This is a genomic window from Actinoplanes sp. NBRC 103695, assembly GCF_030269485.1.
Classification (GTDB): Bacteria; Actinomycetota; Actinomycetes; order Mycobacteriales; family Micromonosporaceae; genus Actinoplanes.
On record NZ_BSTL01000010.1, the window covers coordinates 209,442 to 226,955 of the forward strand.

Annotated in this window: 15 protein-coding genes; 9 read left to right on the forward strand and 6 right to left on the reverse strand. The window is 72.4% G+C overall.

Going from position 1 to position 17,514, the window contains the following annotated elements; translation table 11 throughout:
• Positions 1–1,528 (reverse strand): ROK family transcriptional regulator (locus QSK31_RS19685; protein WP_285685634.1); only part of this gene is annotated, 1,528 nt, incomplete at its 3' end.
• A gap of 93 nt (positions 1,529–1,621) precedes the next feature.
• Between QSK31_RS19685 and QSK31_RS19690 the strand changes: the two genes are divergently transcribed.
• The 3 genes from QSK31_RS19690 (at position 1,622) to QSK31_RS19700 (ending at position 5,899) form a co-directional block, all read left to right on the forward strand.
• On the forward strand, positions 1,622–2,905 hold the full coding sequence (locus QSK31_RS19690; RefSeq protein WP_285685635.1) for a DUF1479 domain-containing protein: 1,284 nt from the start codon (positions 1,622–1,624) through the stop codon (positions 2,903–2,905).
• A gap of 206 nt (positions 2,906–3,111) precedes the next feature.
• The gene (locus QSK31_RS19695) at positions 3,112–5,259 is read left to right on the forward strand and encodes a M48 family metallopeptidase (protein ID WP_285685637.1); all 2,148 of its coding nucleotides are present in this window, start codon (positions 3,112–3,114) and stop codon (positions 5,257–5,259) included.
• A gap of 202 nt (positions 5,260–5,461) precedes the next feature.
• Positions 5,462–5,899, forward strand: a complete 438-nt coding sequence (locus tag QSK31_RS19700; protein WP_285685639.1) for a hypothetical protein — start codon at positions 5,462–5,464, stop codon at positions 5,897–5,899.
• Here QSK31_RS19700 and QSK31_RS19705 read toward each other — a convergent pair.
• The 4 genes from QSK31_RS19705 to QSK31_RS19720 form a co-directional block, all read right to left on the reverse strand.
• Complete coding sequence (locus QSK31_RS19705; RefSeq protein ID WP_285685821.1) at positions 5,896–6,309, reverse strand: nitroreductase/quinone reductase family protein; 414 nt, start codon at positions 6,307–6,309, stop codon at positions 5,896–5,898. The two genes, QSK31_RS19700 and QSK31_RS19705, sit on opposite strands and share 4 nt — an antisense overlap.
• An 18-nt stretch (positions 6,310–6,327) precedes the next feature.
• Entirely contained in the window at positions 6,328–7,383 is a 1,056-nt protein-coding gene (locus QSK31_RS19710) for a helix-turn-helix transcriptional regulator (RefSeq protein WP_285685641.1), read from the reverse strand.
• Positions 7,384–7,444: 61 nt separating this feature from the next.
• On the reverse strand, positions 7,445–8,434 hold the full coding sequence (locus QSK31_RS19715) for a hypothetical protein (protein WP_285685643.1): 990 nt from the start codon (positions 8,432–8,434) through the stop codon (positions 7,445–7,447).
• An 11-nt stretch (positions 8,435–8,445) separates the two neighbouring features.
• Positions 8,446–9,051, reverse strand: coding sequence for a hypothetical protein (locus tag QSK31_RS19720; protein ID WP_285685645.1), 606 nt, complete (start codon positions 9,049–9,051; stop codon positions 8,446–8,448).
• Between the two features lie 347 nt (positions 9,052–9,398).
• Between QSK31_RS19720 and QSK31_RS19725 the strand changes: the two genes are divergently transcribed.
• The 6 genes from QSK31_RS19725 (at position 9,399) to QSK31_RS19750 (ending at position 16,196) form a co-directional block, all read left to right on the forward strand.
• The gene (locus QSK31_RS19725; RefSeq protein WP_285685647.1) at positions 9,399–11,867 is read left to right on the forward strand and encodes a sensor histidine kinase; all 2,469 of its coding nucleotides are present in this window, start codon (positions 9,399–9,401) and stop codon (positions 11,865–11,867) included.
• The gene (locus tag QSK31_RS19730) at positions 11,867–12,286 is read left to right on the forward strand and encodes a roadblock/LC7 domain-containing protein (RefSeq protein WP_285685649.1); all 420 of its coding nucleotides are present in this window, start codon (positions 11,867–11,869) and stop codon (positions 12,284–12,286) included. Before QSK31_RS19725 ends, QSK31_RS19730 begins: the two co-directional genes overlap by 1 nt.
• Positions 12,276–12,665: a DUF742 domain-containing protein gene (locus QSK31_RS19735; protein WP_285685651.1), complete on the forward strand. Its 390-nt coding sequence runs from the start codon at positions 12,276–12,278 to the stop codon at positions 12,663–12,665. Before QSK31_RS19730 ends, QSK31_RS19735 begins: the two co-directional genes overlap by 11 nt.
• On the forward strand, positions 12,646–13,233 hold the full coding sequence (locus QSK31_RS19740) for a GTP-binding protein (protein WP_285685652.1): 588 nt from the start codon (positions 12,646–12,648) through the stop codon (positions 13,231–13,233). Before QSK31_RS19735 ends, QSK31_RS19740 begins: the two co-directional genes overlap by 20 nt.
• Before the next feature lie 10 nt (positions 13,234–13,243).
• Positions 13,244–14,284 carry a lactonase family protein gene (locus QSK31_RS19745; RefSeq protein WP_285685654.1) on the forward strand — a complete coding sequence of 347 codons (1,041 nt, stop codon included), beginning with the start codon at positions 13,244–13,246 and terminating at the stop codon, positions 14,282–14,284.
• A 202-nt stretch (positions 14,285–14,486) separates the two neighbouring features.
• Complete coding sequence (locus QSK31_RS19750) at positions 14,487–16,196, forward strand: VWA domain-containing protein (RefSeq protein WP_285685656.1); 1,710 nt, start codon at positions 14,487–14,489, stop codon at positions 16,194–16,196.
• Positions 16,197–16,363: 167 nt separating this feature from the next.
• Here the strand turns inward: QSK31_RS19750 and QSK31_RS19755 are convergent, their stop codons facing one another.
• Positions 16,364–17,476: a PP2C family protein-serine/threonine phosphatase gene (locus QSK31_RS19755; RefSeq protein ID WP_285685658.1), complete on the reverse strand. Its 1,113-nt coding sequence runs from the start codon at positions 17,474–17,476 to the stop codon at positions 16,364–16,366.
• Positions 17,477–17,514 lie beyond the last annotated feature (38 nt).

Genomic DNA, 17,514 nt, shown 5'->3' on the forward strand with positions numbered 1-17,514 from the left:
CTCCGCGCTCCACCCCTCCGGGCGCTCCGCGCTCCACCCCTCCGGGCGCTCCGCGCTCCACCCCTCCGGGCGCTCCGCGCTCCACCCCTCCGGGCGCTCCGCGCTCCACCCCTCCGGGCGCTCCGCGCTCCACCCCTCCGGGCGCTCCGCGCCCCACCCCTCCGGGCGCTCCGCGCCCCACCCCTCCGGGCGCTCCGCGCCCCACCCCTCCGGGCGCTCCGCGCCCCACCCCATCGGGTCCTCCGGCGGCGATGATCGACGCCCGGAGGTCGGTGATGGCGGCCTGGCGGGCTCCGGCCAACGCCGGGCGGTCGGTGATGGCGGCGGCGCGGACGGGTGCATGACGCGGCGACTGCGCGAAGGCTCGGCCGATCGCCTCGGCCATGGTGGGGTGGCTGCCCCACGAGCCGCCTAGGACGATTACGGAGGGGTCGGCGAGGGCCAGGATCGCGGCGAGGACTCCGCTGACGGCCGTCGCGACGGCGTCCCGGATGCGCATGGCGTGACTGTCGTCCATCGCGGCGCCTCCGCGCTCGACCGCGGTGCCAGCGGTGTCAGCGGTGCCAGCGGTGCCAGCGGTGCCAGCGGTGAGCGTGTCGAGCAGGCGCTCCGCGTCGATGGCTGTGGAGTTGGGGCGGCGCAGGCCGAGCCGGTGGAAGACCTCGATGAGGTGGGTCGCCGAACCGTCGGGGCCGGTGGTGACGAGGTGGGCGATCTCGCCGGCCAGGCCGGAGTGGCCGCGCCGGATCTCGCCGTCGCTGACGACCGCGCATCCGAGGCCCTCGCCCAGATAGAGGTAGGCGAAGTCGCGCAGGCCCGGGTCGCCGTCGCGTTCGGCGCGGGCCGCCCAGTTGACGTCGTTGTCGACGGTGACCGGCCCGGTGACGTAGGAGCCGACAACCTCGACCGGGTCCAGGTCGCCGACCAGGAACGGCGAGTCGGGCAACTGCACGAGCCGCCCGCTGGCCCGGTCGACCGGGTCGGCGGCGCTGACCACCGCCAGGCGTGGCGCCTGCCCGCCGCGCCCGCCCGCCTCGCCGACCGCATCGTGGTCGCCCGCCGTGCCGTGGCCGCTGGCCGTGCCGTGGCCGCTGGCCGTGCCGTGGCGGCCCGGCGTGGGGCGGTCGGTCAGGGCCGACACGGCTGCCTGCAGGGCTCGGGTGACCTGGGCCGGCTCGGCGGGTCTGCTCACCGGCTCGGTCGCGCGGGCGACTGTCTCGCCGTAGACGTCGACGCGCTCGGCCACGACGCCTTCGGGGGCGATGTCGACGACCAGCGCCGTGCCCACCGCGGGGGCGAGGGCGTAGTAGGAGCCGACCCGGCCACGCCCCCGGCCGCCGGGGGTGCGCTCGCCGGTGTCCACGACCAGCCCGGCCTCGGCGAGGCGGCGCACGCTCTCGCCCGCGGTCGGCTTGGAGATGTTGGCGACCGTGGCGAGTTCCGCGCGGGTCAGGCGCGGGTGGCGCATCAGCGCGCGTAGCACGTGCTCGTCGGTCAGCGCCCGGACGATCTCCAGCGGGGAGTTCATGGCCGCCATTCTAGGCAGGAGCCTTGCCTAGAAGGTGCCCGGCACCCTATCGTCGAACCAAGTAAGGAACACTTCCTAGAAGGAGGAGCCACTGTGACCGCCCCCGCCACGCTTCCCCGCCTCCCGCACTGGGAGGAGCAGCCGGCTGACCTGCCCGCCGCGATTCGCGAGGTCAAGGCCGCCCTGCGCGCCCGCATCGCCGCGTCCGGCCGCTCGGTCGACGAGGTCTTCGCCGTCGTCGAGCGCCGCGTCCAGGCCGCCGTCGACGAGATCACCGCCACCCGGGCGCGCGGCGAGCAGGTGTGGCCGGTCATCGAGTACGCCGACATCGCGTCCGGCGCCGTCTCCGCCGAGCAGGTGGCGCTGCTGCGCCGCCGCGGCTGCCTGGTCGTGCGCGGCCACTTCGAGCGCGAGCAGGCTCTCGGCTGGGACCGGAGCATCGTCGACTACGTCGAGGGCAACCACTTCTTCGAGAACTACCGCGGGCCGGCCGACGACTTCTTCGGCAGCGTCGGCTCCAAGCCCGAGATCTACCCGATCTACTGGTCGGCCGCGCAGATGGAGGCCCGGCAGAGCGAGCGCATGGCTACCGTCCAGGCGTTCCTCAACAGCCAGTGGAAACACGAGTCCGAGGGCGTGCGGTGGTTCGACCCGGAGCGCGACTCGCTCTACCCGGACCGGATCCGTCGCCGGCCCGAGGGCGCCGACTCGGCCGGCCTGGGCACGCACCTCGACCCGGGCACCCTCGACCTGTGGATGACCCAGGCCTACCAGCAGGCGTTCCGGCATCTGTTCGACGGCAGCGTCGAGCAGTACGACCCCTGGGACGCCGCCCACCGCACGGCCGGCCCGCAGTACCCGGGCTCCACCATGTGTTCCGCCTTCCGCACCTTCCAGGGCTGGACGGCCCTCTCCGACATGGACCACGACCAGGGCGTGCTGCACACCGTGCCGATCCCCGAGGCGATGGCCTACCTGATGCTGCGCCCACTGCTCGACGACGTGGCCGACGACGAGATGTGCGGCGTCACCGTCAACCAGGTGTTCCCGGCGGGCGACAAGTACCACGCGCCGCTGCTCCCGGCCCTGACCGGCATCCCGGACGTCCGGGCCGGCGACTCCGTCTGGTGGCATTGCGACATGATCCACAGCGTGGCGCCGGTGGAGAGCCAGAAAGGCTGGGGCAACGTCATGTACATCCCGGCGGCGCCGTGGTGCCCCCGCAACGAGCAGTATTCGGCCTCCGTCCGCGAGGCGTTCCTGACCGGATCCAGCCCGAGCGACTTCCCGGCCGAGCACTACGAGCGCACCTGGCTCGACCGGTTCCGCCCCGAGGACCTGACCGACATCGGGCGCCGCGGTCTGGGCCTCGACTGAGGAGAAGGTGACGATCGGGTCACCCGGACGGGGAGGTGGTCGAAATCTTCCTTAAATTTCCCGGGATGGCCCGGCGTCTCGTTTGCGCACGTCGTGTGAGTGGACGGAGGCCGGCGACCGAGATGCGGCCGGTCCGGGCGGAGGGAAGGCGGCCTAGTCTGGGGCGCGCCTCCGCTGGGATGGGGGCCGACCGGAGGGAGCGAACGTTGGGCGGCGCCAGGGCGTGGCTGTCGGCCACCATGCTGGCCGGGTTCCTCGCGGTCGCCGCGGCGCAGCTGCTGCTGGTCGTGGTGCCGGTGCTGCTGGTTCTGTCGCTGCTCCCGTCGGGAGTGGTGCTGCGGCTCGGGGTTCCGGTGTGCATCGCCACGGTCGGTGTCATGGCGTACGCGACGTGGCGTGCCCTGCGCACCCGGCGCGTGGAGCCGGCCGGGGTGCCGGTGACCCGCGCCGACGCGCCCCCGCTGTGGGCGATGATCGACGCGGCCGCCCAGGCGGGTCAGGTCCGGACCCCGGATCGAGTGATCGTGGTCGCCGAGGCCACGGTCGCGTTCAGCGAACGTACCCATCTGCTTGGTCTTGTCGGCGGGCCCCGTGACCTCTTCGTCGGGCTGCCGCTGCTGCAGGCCTGGGACAACGCGGTGCTGGGCGCGGCGGTCGCGCACGAGCTGGCGCACGGCTCGCCGCGGCTGAGCCGGTGGTCGCCGCTCGCCTATCGGGGGCGGCGGGCGGTCGCGCGGATCATCCCGCGGATCTCCCGGCGCAACGCGGCGGGGCCGGTGCTGCGGGCGTACGCGAAGGTCTACCGGCAGCGGGACCAGCCGGTCAGCCAGGCGCAGGAGCTGTCGGCGGACCGGGTCGCGGCCGAGTTCGCGGGGGCCGCGGCGACGGTGGCGATGCTGCGCGACGCGCCGGCGATGGAGACGCTGCAGCGGGTCTTCTACACCGAGTACGTGGCGCCGGGCTGGCGCACCGGGCACGCGCCGGACGACGTGTTCGGCGGGTTCCTGCGGATGCTGGCCGCCCGGGCCGACGAGCTGACCGTGCTGCGCCGCCAGGACCCGCACGCGGCGGACGAGTGGGACACCCACCCGCCGCGCACCGAGCGGCTGTTCGCGGTGACCGCACTGGCCACCCCGATCCCGCGGCAGGCGGCGGCGCCGGGCGCCGAGGTTCCGGTCTCACCGGTCGTGGGCGATGCCGGCGGGGCGGAGACGTTCGCGGGCGCCGCGACGGCAAGCCAGAACGACGCCGACGCGTTCGCAGGCGGCGTGGGGACGGCCCTGGGCGGCGCGGGAACGGGCGGCGCGGGAACGGGCGGTGCCGGAGCGGGCGGCGCGGGGTCGGTTCCAGCCGGCGGTGAAGTGCCGGTTTCGTCGCTGCCCGGGTGGACGCCACTGCCCGGACCCGCTCTGCCGCCCGGCGCGGGCTCGCTGGTCGACGTGGAGCCGACCGGCGCCGCGCTGATCGCCGCCGAGGTCGAGCTGGTGCCCGACCTGCCGGGGCTGGGCCGGGCACTGCAGGCCGTCGCCTTCCCGCCACGCGGCCGGACCATCGTGGGCTGGGACGAGTTCTTCGGCGCGGCCCGCGCGGCCGAGATGGAACGTGAGGCGGACGCCGCGCTGGGCACCCTGACCCGGGCCGCCGGCAGCCCGGTGGCCTCCGCCGCCGACGTGCTGGACCTGGCCGCCGACGGCCGGCTGCGCAAGGTCGCCGAGACGGTCTTCCCGGACATGCCGCCGGACGAGACCGAGAGCCGCGTCAACGAGCTGATCACCCTGCTGCTGGCCCTGGCCGCGTTGCGCAGCGGGGCGGCGCGCTGGCGGCACAGCTGGACGGGCACGGCCGAACTGGTCGCCGACGACGGCGGCCACCTCGACCTCGGCGCGGTGGCCACCCTGGCCGCCGACCAGGCGACCGTGAGCGCCGCCCGGGACCGGCTGATCGCCCTGCGGATCGACCCGGCCGCCGCGGCCGGCGCCGAGCGGGACCGCCGGTCCGGCGCCGAGGTGGTCGGCGGGCTGGTCAACATGGTGGTCGACGGATCGCGGACCGACCTGCTGATCGTCGACACCGGCCTGCTGCTGGTGCCGGGTCTGCCTCGCTCGCAGAACGGCTCGGCCAAGCGCCGGCTGGCCCAGGTGGCGACCACCGCCGACGCGACACCGGGAGCGCGCTTCGTCCCGTACGCGGAAGTCAGCGGCGCGACCCAGACCCGCCGCACCCCGAAGGCGTGGGATCTGCGCCTGCGTGACGGGAACACGCTGACCGTGCGGGCCGCACTGGACTCCGACGAGCTCCCCGGCGGCTGGGCGGCGCTGGACAACGCCGTCGCCTACCTGGCCAGCACCAGGTAATCAGCTTGATCAATAGCCCGATCCGGGATTTCCCGGGTCGGGCTGAACTGTTCGTGCCGTCCCTTCCGTGTTGATGGATGGAGAGACGGTCACACTTCCGACGAACGCGTAACCGGAACGTCACTTCGAGTCACAATGGCAACGCGCTTCAGCTACGGAAACTTGGGTACATCACCGGACACGATCAACGGGAGGGACGCCGATGGAACGGGGACCGATGGCGCTCTTCGGCGCACTCGTCGCGGTCGGGCTGGGGCCCGCGCTGTGGCTGGGCGTGCAGATCGGTGACGTGCCGGTGACGCCGCCCAAGGCGCCGGTCGTGCAGAGCGAGCAGAAGCCGGGCGCCGGTGACACGCACGGCGGCGCCGGCGCGGCGGCCGAGGACCCGGAGCCCGAGCAGGCGCCGGAGCGGAAGCCCAAGGCCGAGTACCTGCCGATGACCTCCGAGCCCGAGCCCAAGCGGAACCCGAAGGCCGAGAAGCCGGCCGAGCCGGTCGAGCAGCCGGAGGAGACCACCGACCCGACGCCGGCTCCGACGCCGACCGAGGACGACGAGACCACCGCGCCGCCCGAGGAAGAGGACACGACCGCGCCCGCCGAGGACACCACGGAACCGGCCGCCGGCCCCACCGAGGGCTAGTCGGCCTTGGTCAGCGCGACCACCGGGATGTGCCGGTCGCCGGCCTTCTCCTGGTGCTCGGCGAAGAACGGGAACTCGGCCTTGATCCCGGCCCACGTCCGGTCGTAGTCGTCGCCCTCCAGCGGTGTCGCCCGCGCGCGGAATTCCTGTTCGGGGATCTCGACGGTGACATGCGGATCGGCCAGCAGGTTGCGGTACCACAGCGGGTCGGTCCGCGCGCCCGCGTTCGAGGCGATGACCAGGTAGCGGCCGGGCTCGGCGACGTACATCATCGGGCTGGTCCGGCGCTCGCCGGTGCGCCGGCCGACCGTGGTCAGCAGGAGCAGCGGACGGTCGCCCATCGAGCGGCCGCCGTCGGCCCGGAACTCCTCGATCAGCTTCGCGTTGTGCGCCAGCATGTCTTCGGGCATGGTCACGACGAATCTCCTTCACGAATTGTGCTCGGGCGGGTCGGGCGAGGCCAGGTAGTGCTCGGCCAGCCCGCGGGCGGTTCCGGCGAACCGGTCGCGGAGCTCGGGCGGCGCCAGCACCTCGGCGTCCGCACCCAGTTTCAGCAGCTCGATGTGCCCGTGTCTGATCGACTCGATGGGCACCTCGGTGATCACGCGGCCCGAGTCGTCCGGCTCGCCGGCCCGGTCGCGGGCCACCCGGGACATCTCGGGCGGGAAGACGAACGCCATCATGCGCAGGGCCTCGGTGGTCATCCGCACAGTGGCCGTATCGGTGTAGACGCTGCGCTCGTAGCGCTCGGTCCAGTCGTGCCAGAACGCGGCCAGGTCGAAGCCCTCCGGCCGGAAGGCGGGAGCGTCCAGCACCTCTGCGTCGAGCACGCTCGCCACCCGGTAGGCGGTGATCCGGTCGCCGTCCGCGCGGGCCGTCACGTCGCCGTCCGGGCGGGCCGCCACGTCGCTGTCCGCGCGGGCCGCCACCAGGTACCACCGGCCGGCCTTGAGCACCACGCCCAGCGGCGACAGCGTCCGGCTCACCTCGCGCGGCGCTCGCCACCGGCGGTAACGCACGGCCACCATCCGCGCGTCCCAGACCGCCCCGGCCAGTACGGCCAGGTGGGGCACCGGCTCGTCGGCCCGGAACCAGCCGGGCGCGTCGAGATGAAACCTTTCGCGTACGCCGTCAGCACGCCCCGCCAGCCCACCCGGCAGGGCCGCACGCAGCTTGAGCTCCGCCGCGGCCAGCACCGACCCGAGCCCGAGCTCGGCCGCCGTGCCGGGCATCCCGGCCAGCACCAGCGTGGCCGCCTCCTCGCCGGTCATCCCGGTGAGCCGGGTCCGGTAGCCGTCGAGCAGCTGGTAGCCACCGGCGGGACCGCGGTCGGCGTAGACCGGCACCCCGGACGCGCTCAGCGAGTCGACGTCGCGGTAGACGGTCCGCACCGACACCTCGAGCTCCTCGGCCAGCGCCTGCGCGGTCATCCGTCCCCTGGTCTGCAGGAGCAGCAGGAGGGAGAGCAGGCGGCCGGCGCGCATGGCCCGACGATAACGCCGATGACTGACAGTTCCTGTCAGCCATCGGCGCGGGTGTTCCGGCTCAGAGGCCGATGATCCGGTTGAAGAGGTCGCGGTAGCCGCGGAGCTCGACCCGCAGTTTCTCGGTGTCCTCGGTGCTCTCGCCGCCGAAGCCCTCCTTCTGGCTGCGCAGGCTGGCGGTCAGCTTCTCGACCGCGTCGTCGACCAGTGCCGCCGCCTCGGCGGTGGCCTCCTTGGGGCTGTCCACGAAACGCAGCTGCACGTCCCGCCAGCGGTCCTGGAACGCCTTGGCGTCGTCGCCGTTGAAGATCGTCGTGACCTCGGGGGAGTCGATCTCGCCGGGCTTGGTGTCGTTGACCGCCTCGGCCTCGTCGACGGTCTGGGCGTCGATGGCCGGCGCGGCGACGACCGGGGTGTCGTCCGTCGTGTCGTGGTCCCTGGTGTCGTCGTGGTCCTTCAGGGGCGCGTCGGTGACCGGGTCGACGGCCTTGGGGTCGTCGAAGCCGCCGTCGTCCTTGAGAGCCGTGCCATCCGTCTTGTCCGGCTCGTCGGCCACCTTGGGGTCATCGCCCACCTCGGGGTCATCGAAGCCGCCGTCGTCCCGCAGCGTCGCGTCCTTGCCGTCGGTGGTCACCGTGTCGTCGTCGAGGGCCCGGGCGGCCGGTACGTCCGGCACCGCGGCGGTCCCGGTCGCCTCGGAGCGGTCGGCGTCGGCGTGGGTCGTGTCCGAGCCGGTCGGGTCGGAGCCGGTCGGGTCGGCGTGGGTCGTGTCGGAGTCGGTGGCGTCGAAACGGGTGGTGTCGGCGTGGGTGGTGTCGGAGGGCACGGCGTCAGGGGAGGTGTCGGCGACCGCGTGGTCCGGGGGCGTCGGGTCCTCGATCGGCGGGTCGTCGTCGCGGCGGTGGATGCCGGAGGCGTCCGTGTCCGGCGTGGATGACCACGGCGAGTTGCCACGCTGATGCGGCAGGGCGACCGTGTCCGACGAGTCGGTGGCGTCGCCGTCCCGGTCCTTGACGTCCTCGTCCTTGTTCTCGTTCGTGAAGAAACGCATCTCCGTGCTCCTCAGCGGCTGGTGGCGTCCGGGCGCGGGCCCGTGACGTCGCTGTTGTTGACGGTCTTGGTGGCGGCCGGCTGCACCGGCTCCTCGCCCAGCAGGTCGGCGAACAGCGCCCGGTAGTGCACCAGCGCCTGGCGCAGGTCCTCGGTGCTCGCCTCGCCGTTGCGGCTGCGAGTGCTGATCTCGTGGGCGTCGCGGTAGTGGCTCAGCGTGCGCGCGTGCTCGACGGAGAGGTTCGCGAGCTGGTCGTCGTAGTCGGCGGTCGGGTAGCCGCGGTCGGCGACCAGGCGGGTGACCAGCTCGTCGGCGGTGGACACGGCCTCGCCGGGGCTGTCCACGAACTGGATCTGGACCTCTTCCCAGGACGAGCGGTAGCGGGCCGACGCCTCCGGGCTCAGCTCCTTGAGCTCCAGCTCGGCGTGGCGCTTCTGGCGCTCCTGCAGTTCCTTCTCGGCGTCGGCACGGTTGCCCGTGTCGGCGACGACGCGGTCGTACTCGGGGCCGAAGGTGCTCTGCAGCTTGCGGCGTCGTGTCGCGCGTACCGCCAGGACCGCGACCACGGCCAGCACGAGCAGGACGATGACGAGGACGATGACTTGTCCACCGGACATGGGCTCCTCCTTCTTCGCCGGTAGCTATTCCCACTGAGCGGTGGTCGTCAATCCCCCTCGCCCGACCGGCTTGTCTTGACTGGTTCCAGAAGGGAGTGTTCGGATGGTCCGGTGCCCGCCTACCCGCCGATCCCTCGGACCGATTTCGGTCACAGACCGTTGACCAGCCACTTCGGACGGGTGACGGACTACTGTCGGGTTCATGCCAATAGCGCGGTGCATCCGGACAGATCACGCCGTGCGTCAGGACAAACCGTAAGAACCGGGCAGGCGACGGGTTCCTCGACCTTCGTCGATTTCGTATTCTCTGCCGAAGGTGCACAGCCGTACCCGTCGGGCGGAGCTAGATGAAATCCCGGTACTGGTCGATCCGTTCGAAGATCATCGCCCTGGTGGCGGTGCCGCTCACGGCGCTGCTGGCGCTGTGGGTCTTCGCGACGGTGCTCACCGTGGGGCCGGCCTTCAACCTGCTGTCCGCGCAGACGCTGCTGGACACGGTGGGCCGCCCCGGCGAGGTGCTCGTCGGTGAGCTGCAGCGGGAACGCCGGCTCTCGGTGGTCCATCTGGCCGGCAAGGACACCCAGGTCCCGGCTGGGCTGGCCGCGCAACGGTCGGCCACCGACCGGGCGGCGGCCGACTTCCGGCGCTCGGCGAGCAGCGAGGACGCCGAGGGCGCGGCGAGCGACACCCTGCGTACGCGAATCGCCCAGGTTTTCACCGACCTGGACGGTCTGCGCGCCAACCGTGCCCACATCGACCGCCGCGAGGTCGACGTCGTCGGCGCCCAGGGCCTCTTCAACGAGATGGTCGACAGCGGCTTCCAGATGTTCTCGGCGCTCGCGGCGTTCGGCGACGAGGTGGTCGACCGGCAGATCCGGGCGCTCACCACGATCGGCCGCGGTCAGGAGCATCTGAGCCGGGCCGACGCCCTGCTCGCCGCCGGCAACACCGCGGGCACCTTCCAGGCCGCGGTCCGCGACGACCTGGTCCAGGCCATCGTCACGTCGCGTTTCCTGCTCGCCGAGGGCATCGCCGACCTGCCGTCCACCGACCGCACCACCTACCAGCAGCTGAGCAACTCGCCGTCCTGGGCAGCGCTGGAACAGATGCAGGCCACGCTGCTCGGCCAGGCCCGCCCGGACGCGAAGCCGCCGGTCGGCGAGGCGACCTGGAAACCGGCCTACGACTCCGGCGCGCAGCAGCTGCGGGCCTTCGAGATCAACGCCACCCAGGCGCTGGCCGAACGCTCCACCCCGGTGGCCGTCAAGGTGCTGATCCGGCTGGGTGTGGCCGGCCTGCTCGGCCTGGGCGCGCTGATCATCTCGCTCATCGTGTCGGTGCGGGTCGGCCGGTCGATCGTCGGCCGCCTCGGAGGGCTGCGCAAGGAAGCGCTGGAGCTGGCCGGCGAGCGGCTGCCCTCGGTGGTGCGCCGGTTGCAGCGCGGCGAGCCGGTGGACGTCGGCATCGAGACCCCGCCGCTGCAGTACGGGCGAGACGAGATCGGCCAGCTCGGCCGGGCGTTCAACGAGGTGCAGACTACGGCCGTGCAGTCGGCGGTCGACGAGGCCGCCGTACGCAAGGGTCTGAATGAAGTCTTCCTGAACATCGCGCGACGCAGCCAGACGCTGCTGCACCGCCAGCTCGCGCTGCTCGACCGGATGGAGCGGCGGGAGACCGAGCCGGACGAGCTCGAGGACCTCTACCGCGTCGACCACCTGGCCACCCGGATGCGCCGGCACGCCGAGGACCTGGTCATCCTGACCGGCGCGGTGCCCGGCCGGGGCTGGCGTCAGCCGGTGCCGGTGATCGACGTGATCCGCGGCGCGATCAGCGAGGTCGAGGACTACAAGCGGGTCGACATCACCACGGTCGCCGGGTCCGCGGTGGTCGGCCGGGCCGTCGGCGACGTCATCCACCTGCTGGCCGAGCTGCTGGAGAACGCCGCGTCGTTCTCGCCGCCGCAGACCCGGGTCCAGGTCACCGGCAACCTGCTCCCCAACGGGTACGCCCTGGAGATCGAGGACCGCGGCCTGGGCATGTCGCAGGAGTCGCTGGACGACGCCAACCGCAAGATGATCGAGCCGCCGGACTTCGACCCCTCGGACAGCGCCCGGCTGGGCCTGTTCGTGGTGGCTCGGCTCGCCCACCGGCACGGCGTGAAGGTGTCCCTGCGGCCGTCCGCGTACTCGGGCATCACCGCCGTGGTCCTCATCCCGGCCGAGCTGATCACGGTCGAGCCCGCCCATCCCGGCTCGATTCTCCCGCCGGTGCCGGCCGCGGGCGACGCGGCGTGGGAGCACCCGGCCGCCTCCCTGCAATGGCAGGACGCCGACGCCACCCAGCCGGTGCCCCTGCAATCTCCGCCGCCGGTGGTGCCCCTGCAGACTCCGCCGCCGGTGGTGCCGCGGCAGCGCAGCGCCTCCGCGCCCGTCTCGTCGCCCGGACCGGCCTTCACCAGTTCGACACCCGACGGGCTCTCGCCGGAAGGACTCGTGAAGCGCCGTCGCAAGCCGCGCCAGGCCGCCGCGGAACCGGCCGCGGACACCACGAAGGAGGGGTTGCCCAAGCGGGTCCGCCAGGCCAGCCTCGCGCCGCAGCTGCGCGAGGCCGCACCGGAGGACGAGGCCGACACCGTCCCGACCCGGTCGCCGGAGCAGGTCCGCAGCATGATGTCCGCCCTTCAGCGCGGGAGCACACGTGGCCGCCAGGCCGCCTCCGGCATCGACCCGGAACCCCGCCCACCCGCCCTCGACAACGCTTTGGATGAAGCGGCTACCGTCAATCTCCCGGTGGTACGCGACGAGAAGGACACCTAGTGGCACAAGCGAAACAGACCGCGAACCTCACCTGGCTCCTCGATGAGCTCCTGGAGCGCGTGCCGCCGGCGATGCAGGCCGTCGTCCTGTCCGCGGACGGCCTGATGATGGGCTCGTCGACAGGCATGCCCCGGGACGCGGCCGAGCACCTGTCCGCGATGGCGGCCGGGTTCCAGAGCCTCGCCAAGGGTGCCAGCCGGCACTTCCGGGCCGGGCCGGTGCGCCAGACGGTCGTCGAGATGGACAGCGCCTTCCTCGTCGTCACCGCCGCCGGGCAGGGCGCGTGCCTGGCCGTGCTGGCCGGCAGCGAGACCGACCTGGGCGTGCTGGCGTACGAGATGGCGATGCTGGTCACCCGGGTCGGTGAGTTCATGCAGGCGCCCCAGCGGTCGCCGCTGACGGGCCACGATGCCGGCTGACCCGTTGCGCGCCCCACACGACTGGCTCGATCAGGACGCCGGTCCGGTGGTGCGCCCGTACGCGGTCACTCAGGGCCGGGTGGCGCCGTCCGCGACGGAGTTCGACCTGGTCGCGTTCGTCGCCGCGACCGGTGCCACCGAGGTCGCGCCCGGCGTGCACCTCCAGCCCGAGCACCACGCCATCATCACGGCGTGCTGGGAATCGATCACGGTCGTTGAGCTGGCATCCCGGCTCGACCTGTCGATCGGTGTCGTACGAGTCCTGCTGGGTGATCTACGCTCGGCGGGTCTGATCTCCATGTCCGAGCCTCCGGCGGCCGAGCAGCCGCCAGACGTCGACGTCCTCAAGGCGGTTGTCCATGGTCTCCGAGCGCTCTGACGGCTCGCGCGTTCCGGTCGCGCTCAAGATCCTGATCGCCGGGGGGTTCGGCGCGGGTAAGACGACGATGGTGTCGTCGGTGAGCGAGATCCGGCCGTTGCAGACCGAGGAGGTTCTCTCCGGCGGCGACCACCCCGACGACACCGCGCTGGTGGAGGGCAAGACCACCACGACGGTGACGATGGACTTCGGTCGCATCACGATCACCGAGGGCCTGCTGCTCTACCTCTTCGGCACGCCGGGACAGGACAGGTTCTGGTTCCTCTGGGACGAGCTGTCGCAGGGCGCGCTGGGCGCGGTGGTGCTGGCCGACACCCGGCGGCTGGCCGAGTGCTTCCCGTCGATCGACTACTTCGAGCAGCGCGGCACTCCGTTCGTGGTGGCGGTGAACTGCTTCGAGAGGGATCCCCGGTTCACGCCGGAGGCGGTGTCGAACGCGCTCGACCTGGACCCGGGCGTGCCGGTGGTGCTGTGCGACGCCCGGGATGCCACGTCCGCCCGCAATGTCCTGATCGAGCTCGTCGAGTACGTCGCCCGTCGTCAGCTCGCCGGGGCCGGCCGACGCTAGGGTCACTGCCGTGACCGCATCCCGGGAGTTCGTGTACGTCGGCAGTTACACCGGTGAGAGCGGCGGCGAGGGCGAGGGCATCGCGCTGCTGAGCCGCGACCCGGCCACCGGGGACCTGTCCCGGCTGGGCCTGGCCGCGCGCACGCCGTCGCCGTCCTTCCTGGCCCGGCACCCGGTGGTGCCGATGCTGTACGCCGCTAACGAGCTGGACGTCGGCACGGTCTCGGCGTTCCGCGTCGGCCCGGACGGGTCGCTGAAGCTGGACGCGGTGGTGCGTACCGGCGGCGTGCACCCGTGCCATGTGGCGGTCACGCCGGACGGACGGCACCTGCTGGCCGCCAACTACTCCAGCGGCAGCGTGTCGGTGCATCCCGTCGACGCCGAGGGCCGGCCGGGGGAGCGTACGGATCTGCTCGATCTGTTCGGCGAGGGCCCGGACCCGGACCGGCAGAAGGGCCCGCACGCGCACATGGTCGCCCCGGACGACACCGGGCACGTACTGATCGCCGATCTGGGCTCGGACCGGGTCTGGCGGGCTCGCCTGGACCCCCTGAGCGGCCGCCTGCTCGATCTTGCGCCGGCGATCGTCACCCGGCCCGGCTTCGGGCCCCGGCACCTTCTGCGTACGCCTGACGGCGCCGTCCTGGTCGCCGGTGAGCTGTCCGCGGAGCTGAGCTGGCACCGGCCGGGCGCGGGCGGCCTGGAACGGGCCGGCGCCACCCCCGCGACCACCATCCCGGGTGAGGCGTTCCCGTCGGAGGTCACCGGTGGCCCGGACGGCCGGTTCGTCTACCTCGCCAACCGCGGCCCGGACACGGTCGCGATCTTCGCCTGGGACGGCGAACGGGCGACCCGGGTGGGCGAGGTGCCGACCGGCGGGGTGTGGCCGAGGCACCTGACGGTGGCCGGCGACCATCTCTACGTAGCCAACGAACGGTCACATGCCGTTACGATCTTTCGCATCGACCCGCAAAGTGGACTACCGCACCCACAGGGCGCTCCGGTGGCCGAATCGAGCCCGACGTGTTTGCTCCGCTGGCTTCCGGCCTAATCTTTCCCAATCGGCAAACTCACTAACGGAATGCCACTGTCATCTCACGGTGCGTCGAAAACGTGACGCTAATTTTCGATGTGAGTAACTTTCGTCCGAACGTGTATGGCATTCGGTCTCTCCTATGCGCAGTATGGAGCCCGTGTCAGGCCGCCATCGTCGAAATTTCAATCTCAGGGGTGCCGGCGTCATCGGAGCCGCGATGGCGATCATCGTCGTCCTCACGGGTTCGTACCTCGGTTACCAGCAGCTCACCGATAAGGGCTGTACTGGTCAGGTCCCTCTCAATGTCGCCGCCGCACCGGAGATCGCCGGTGCGATCGAGTCGGCTGCCCAGCAGTGGGTGACCGACGGCGCGAACGTCAACGGGACTTGCGTCGCCGTCAATGTCTCCGGGGTCAACCCGGCGACGATGGCCGCCGCGATCGCCCGCGAGCACGGCGTCCAGATCAACGGGCTGGGCAACGCCCCGCAGTCGGTCACCGTTCCGGACGTCTGGGTCTCCGACTCGCGGACCTGGCTGCTGCGCCTCAAGAAGGAGGCGTCCGGCTTCGCGCCGGCCGACGGCACACCTGTCGCCCAGAGTCCCGTCGTGGTGGCCATGCCCACCCCGATCGCGGAGACCTTCGGCTGGCCGAACAAGAAGCTGGGCTGGAAAGACCTGCTCGACAAGGTGTTGAAGGACAACAACATCAAGGTCGGCACCGTCGACCCGAACCGGGACGCGGCCGGCCTCACCGGGCTGCTGGCGCTGGGCGCCTCGGCCGGCACGGGCGCCAAGTCGCAGCAGGCCAAGGTGGGTGCGCTCCGCGCGCTGGCACTGGGCAGCTCCGCGCTGCGTGACGACCTGCTGCAGAACTTCCCGCGCTCGGCTGGCCCCGCGGACCTCGCCGGTTCGCTGAGCGCCGCGCCGCTGTCCGAGGAGGACGTGATCGCGTTCAACGCGGAGCAGCCGGCCGTCCAACTGGCCGCGCTCTACCTGGACCCGGCACCGCCCGGCCTGGACTACCCGTACGCGATCATGCCGGAGGTCGACCTGCAGCGGCAGGCCGCGGCCACCGGGCTGCGCCAGGCGCTGAACTCCGCCAACTTCAAGAACCTGCTCGCCAAGGCCGGCCTGCGTGGCCCCGACGGCACGGTCGGCGACGGCTTCAGCGCCCCGGTGGGCGCGCCCGCCGCCACCAAGGCCGCCTCGGCGCCGCCGGCCGACCCGAACAAGGGCGGGGCCGCCGCCGCGGGTGGCGTCGACGCCGGCGCGATCAGCCAGGCGCTGGGCAGCTGGTCCGCGATCACGCTGCCGGGCCGGGCCCTGGCCGTCTTCGACATCTCCGGCTCGATGAAGGAAAAGGTGCCGACCGCCGGCAACCTGACCCGGGCACAGGTGACGCAGCGGGCCGCGCAGGGTGGCCTGGCGCTGTTCGACGACAACTGGTCGGTCGGCGTGTGGGTGTTCTCCACCGAACTCGTCGGGAAACGCCCGTGGCGGGAGGTCGTGCCGATCAGCCCGCTCACCTCGTCCCGTAACGAGTTGAACGCGGCGACGGCGCAGATCGTCCCGAAGGACGGCGGCGACACCGGCCTCTACGACACCGCCCTGGCGGCGTACAAGGAAGTCCAGAACGACTGGGTGGACGGCCGGATCAACTCGGTACTGCTGTTCACCGACGGCAAGGACGACAACCCGAACTCGATCGGCAAGGACCGGCTGGTCGCCGAGCTCAAGAGGGCCAACGACCCGAAGCGTCCGGTCCGCATGGTGATCATCGGCATCGGTCCGGGCGTCGACCGCAAGGAGCTGGAGACGATCACCAGCGCGACCAGCGCCGGCGGTGTCTTCATCGCCCCCGACCCGGCGAAGATCAGCGACATCTTCCTGGAGGCCATCTCCAGCCGTAACGGCGCCAACGGTTAAATGGCTCCGCTTCGCTTCGCGGGGCGGTCGGCCCCCTGATGCAGTTGAGATGACCCGCGGTCTTCTGACGCCCGCAAAGAGCGACGGGCGTCAGAAGACCGCGGGCCATCTCAACGACGGGCCGACCTCGGGACGCAGTCCCGTGGCGGTGCTTGCCTCGGAACCCCTCAACCAGTCCAGTCGAGGACGACGGCCACGGCGTCGTCGTCCAGGTCGGCGTCGCCGAGGTGGGTGCGCAGGTCGCCGATCAGCGACCGCACCGCCTCGAGCGGCGCCATCGGGCCCACCCGGCGCAGGAATCGGCTCAGCGGCACCTCGCCGTAGGAGGCCGCGCCGGTCACCCCGTCGCTGAGGACGAGCAGGCGGTCGCCACGCCGGAGCTGGAGCTTCTCGGCGTGGTACTCGCTGGACTCGAACATGCCGAGCGGGAACTGCGCCTCGAGCTGGTGGGTTTGTGCCTCGCCGTCGCGCAGCAGCATCAGGCGCGGCGAGCCGGCGTCCACCACCGTCAGCAGGCCCTCGGCCAGGTCCAGCTCGAGCAGCAGGGCCTCGACGTGCCGGTCGCCCGTGTGCTGGGCGAAGACCGCCTGGTCGGCGAGGGCGGCCTGGTCGGCCAGCGACAGGCCGGCCCGGCGGGCGTTGCGCAGGGCGTACGTCGCCAGCGATGTGAGCAGCGTCGCGGTCATGCCCGCGCCCATGCCGTTCAGCACCGCCAGCGACAGCCGGCCGTCGCGCTCGGCCCAGTCGAAGCTGTCGCCGTGCACCTCGTACGACGGCTCGAGCTGCCCGGCCAGGCGGAACGACGGCTCGTCCCGGCAGCGCCCGGGCAGCAGCTCCCACTGCATCTCGGCGGCCAGCGTCAGCCGCTGGGTCCGTGCCGCCATCGTGTAGCGGTCAGTGCCGACGGTCGCGGACTGCAGCTCGTGGCCCAGCACCGTGGCCAGCTCGGTGAGCTCGGCCTGGTCCTCCTCGGACGCCGGGGCGGGACGGCAGCGCAACACGCCGATCCGTTCGCCGCGCACCGTGACGGGTAGATAGAGGACGGTGTCGGCGAGCACGCCGCTCTGGTGGTCGAAGCAGCGCCAGGCCGGATCGCCGGGCCGGGTCACCGCGGCGCCCTCGGACAGGGGCAGCAGCGCGGCGAGGCGGTAGTCGACGAGCAGCAGGTCGGTGTCCTCGATCGCGTACGCCGCCCGCATCGCGTCCCGCATCGCCTCGACGACGCGGTCGGCCGGGGCATCGGTCAGAGCGCGCCGGACGGACACACTTCTCGTGGACACCGGTTCTCCCCCTTCGGCTGGGAGCAGCGTACGGGTAG

Coding starts and splice junctions, on each gene's coding strand:
- QSK31_RS19750 (WP_285685656.1), top strand. CDS start 14,487: ATGGCGATCATCGTCGTCCTCACGGGTTCGTACCTCGGTTACCAGCAG.
- QSK31_RS19700 (WP_285685639.1), top strand. CDS start 5,462: ATGGAACGGGGACCGATGGCGCTCTTCGGCGCACTCGTCGCGGTCGGG.
- QSK31_RS19715 (WP_285685643.1), bottom strand. CDS start 8,434: ATGCGTTTCTTCACGAACGAGAACAAGGACGAGGACGTCAAGGACCGG.
- QSK31_RS19735 (WP_285685651.1), top strand. CDS start 12,276: ATGCCGGCTGACCCGTTGCGCGCCCCACACGACTGGCTCGATCAGGAC.
- QSK31_RS19705 (WP_285685821.1), bottom strand. CDS start 6,309: ATGCCCGAAGACATGCTGGCGCACAACGCGAAGCTGATCGAGGAGTTC.
- QSK31_RS19725 (WP_285685647.1), top strand. CDS start 9,399: ATGAAATCCCGGTACTGGTCGATCCGTTCGAAGATCATCGCCCTGGTG.
- QSK31_RS19740 (WP_285685652.1), top strand. CDS start 12,646: ATGGTCTCCGAGCGCTCTGACGGCTCGCGCGTTCCGGTCGCGCTCAAG.
- QSK31_RS19710 (WP_285685641.1), bottom strand. CDS start 7,383: ATGCGCGCCGGCCGCCTGCTCTCCCTCCTGCTGCTCCTGCAGACCAGG.
- QSK31_RS19720 (WP_285685645.1), bottom strand. CDS start 9,051: ATGTCCGGTGGACAAGTCATCGTCCTCGTCATCGTCCTGCTCGTGCTG.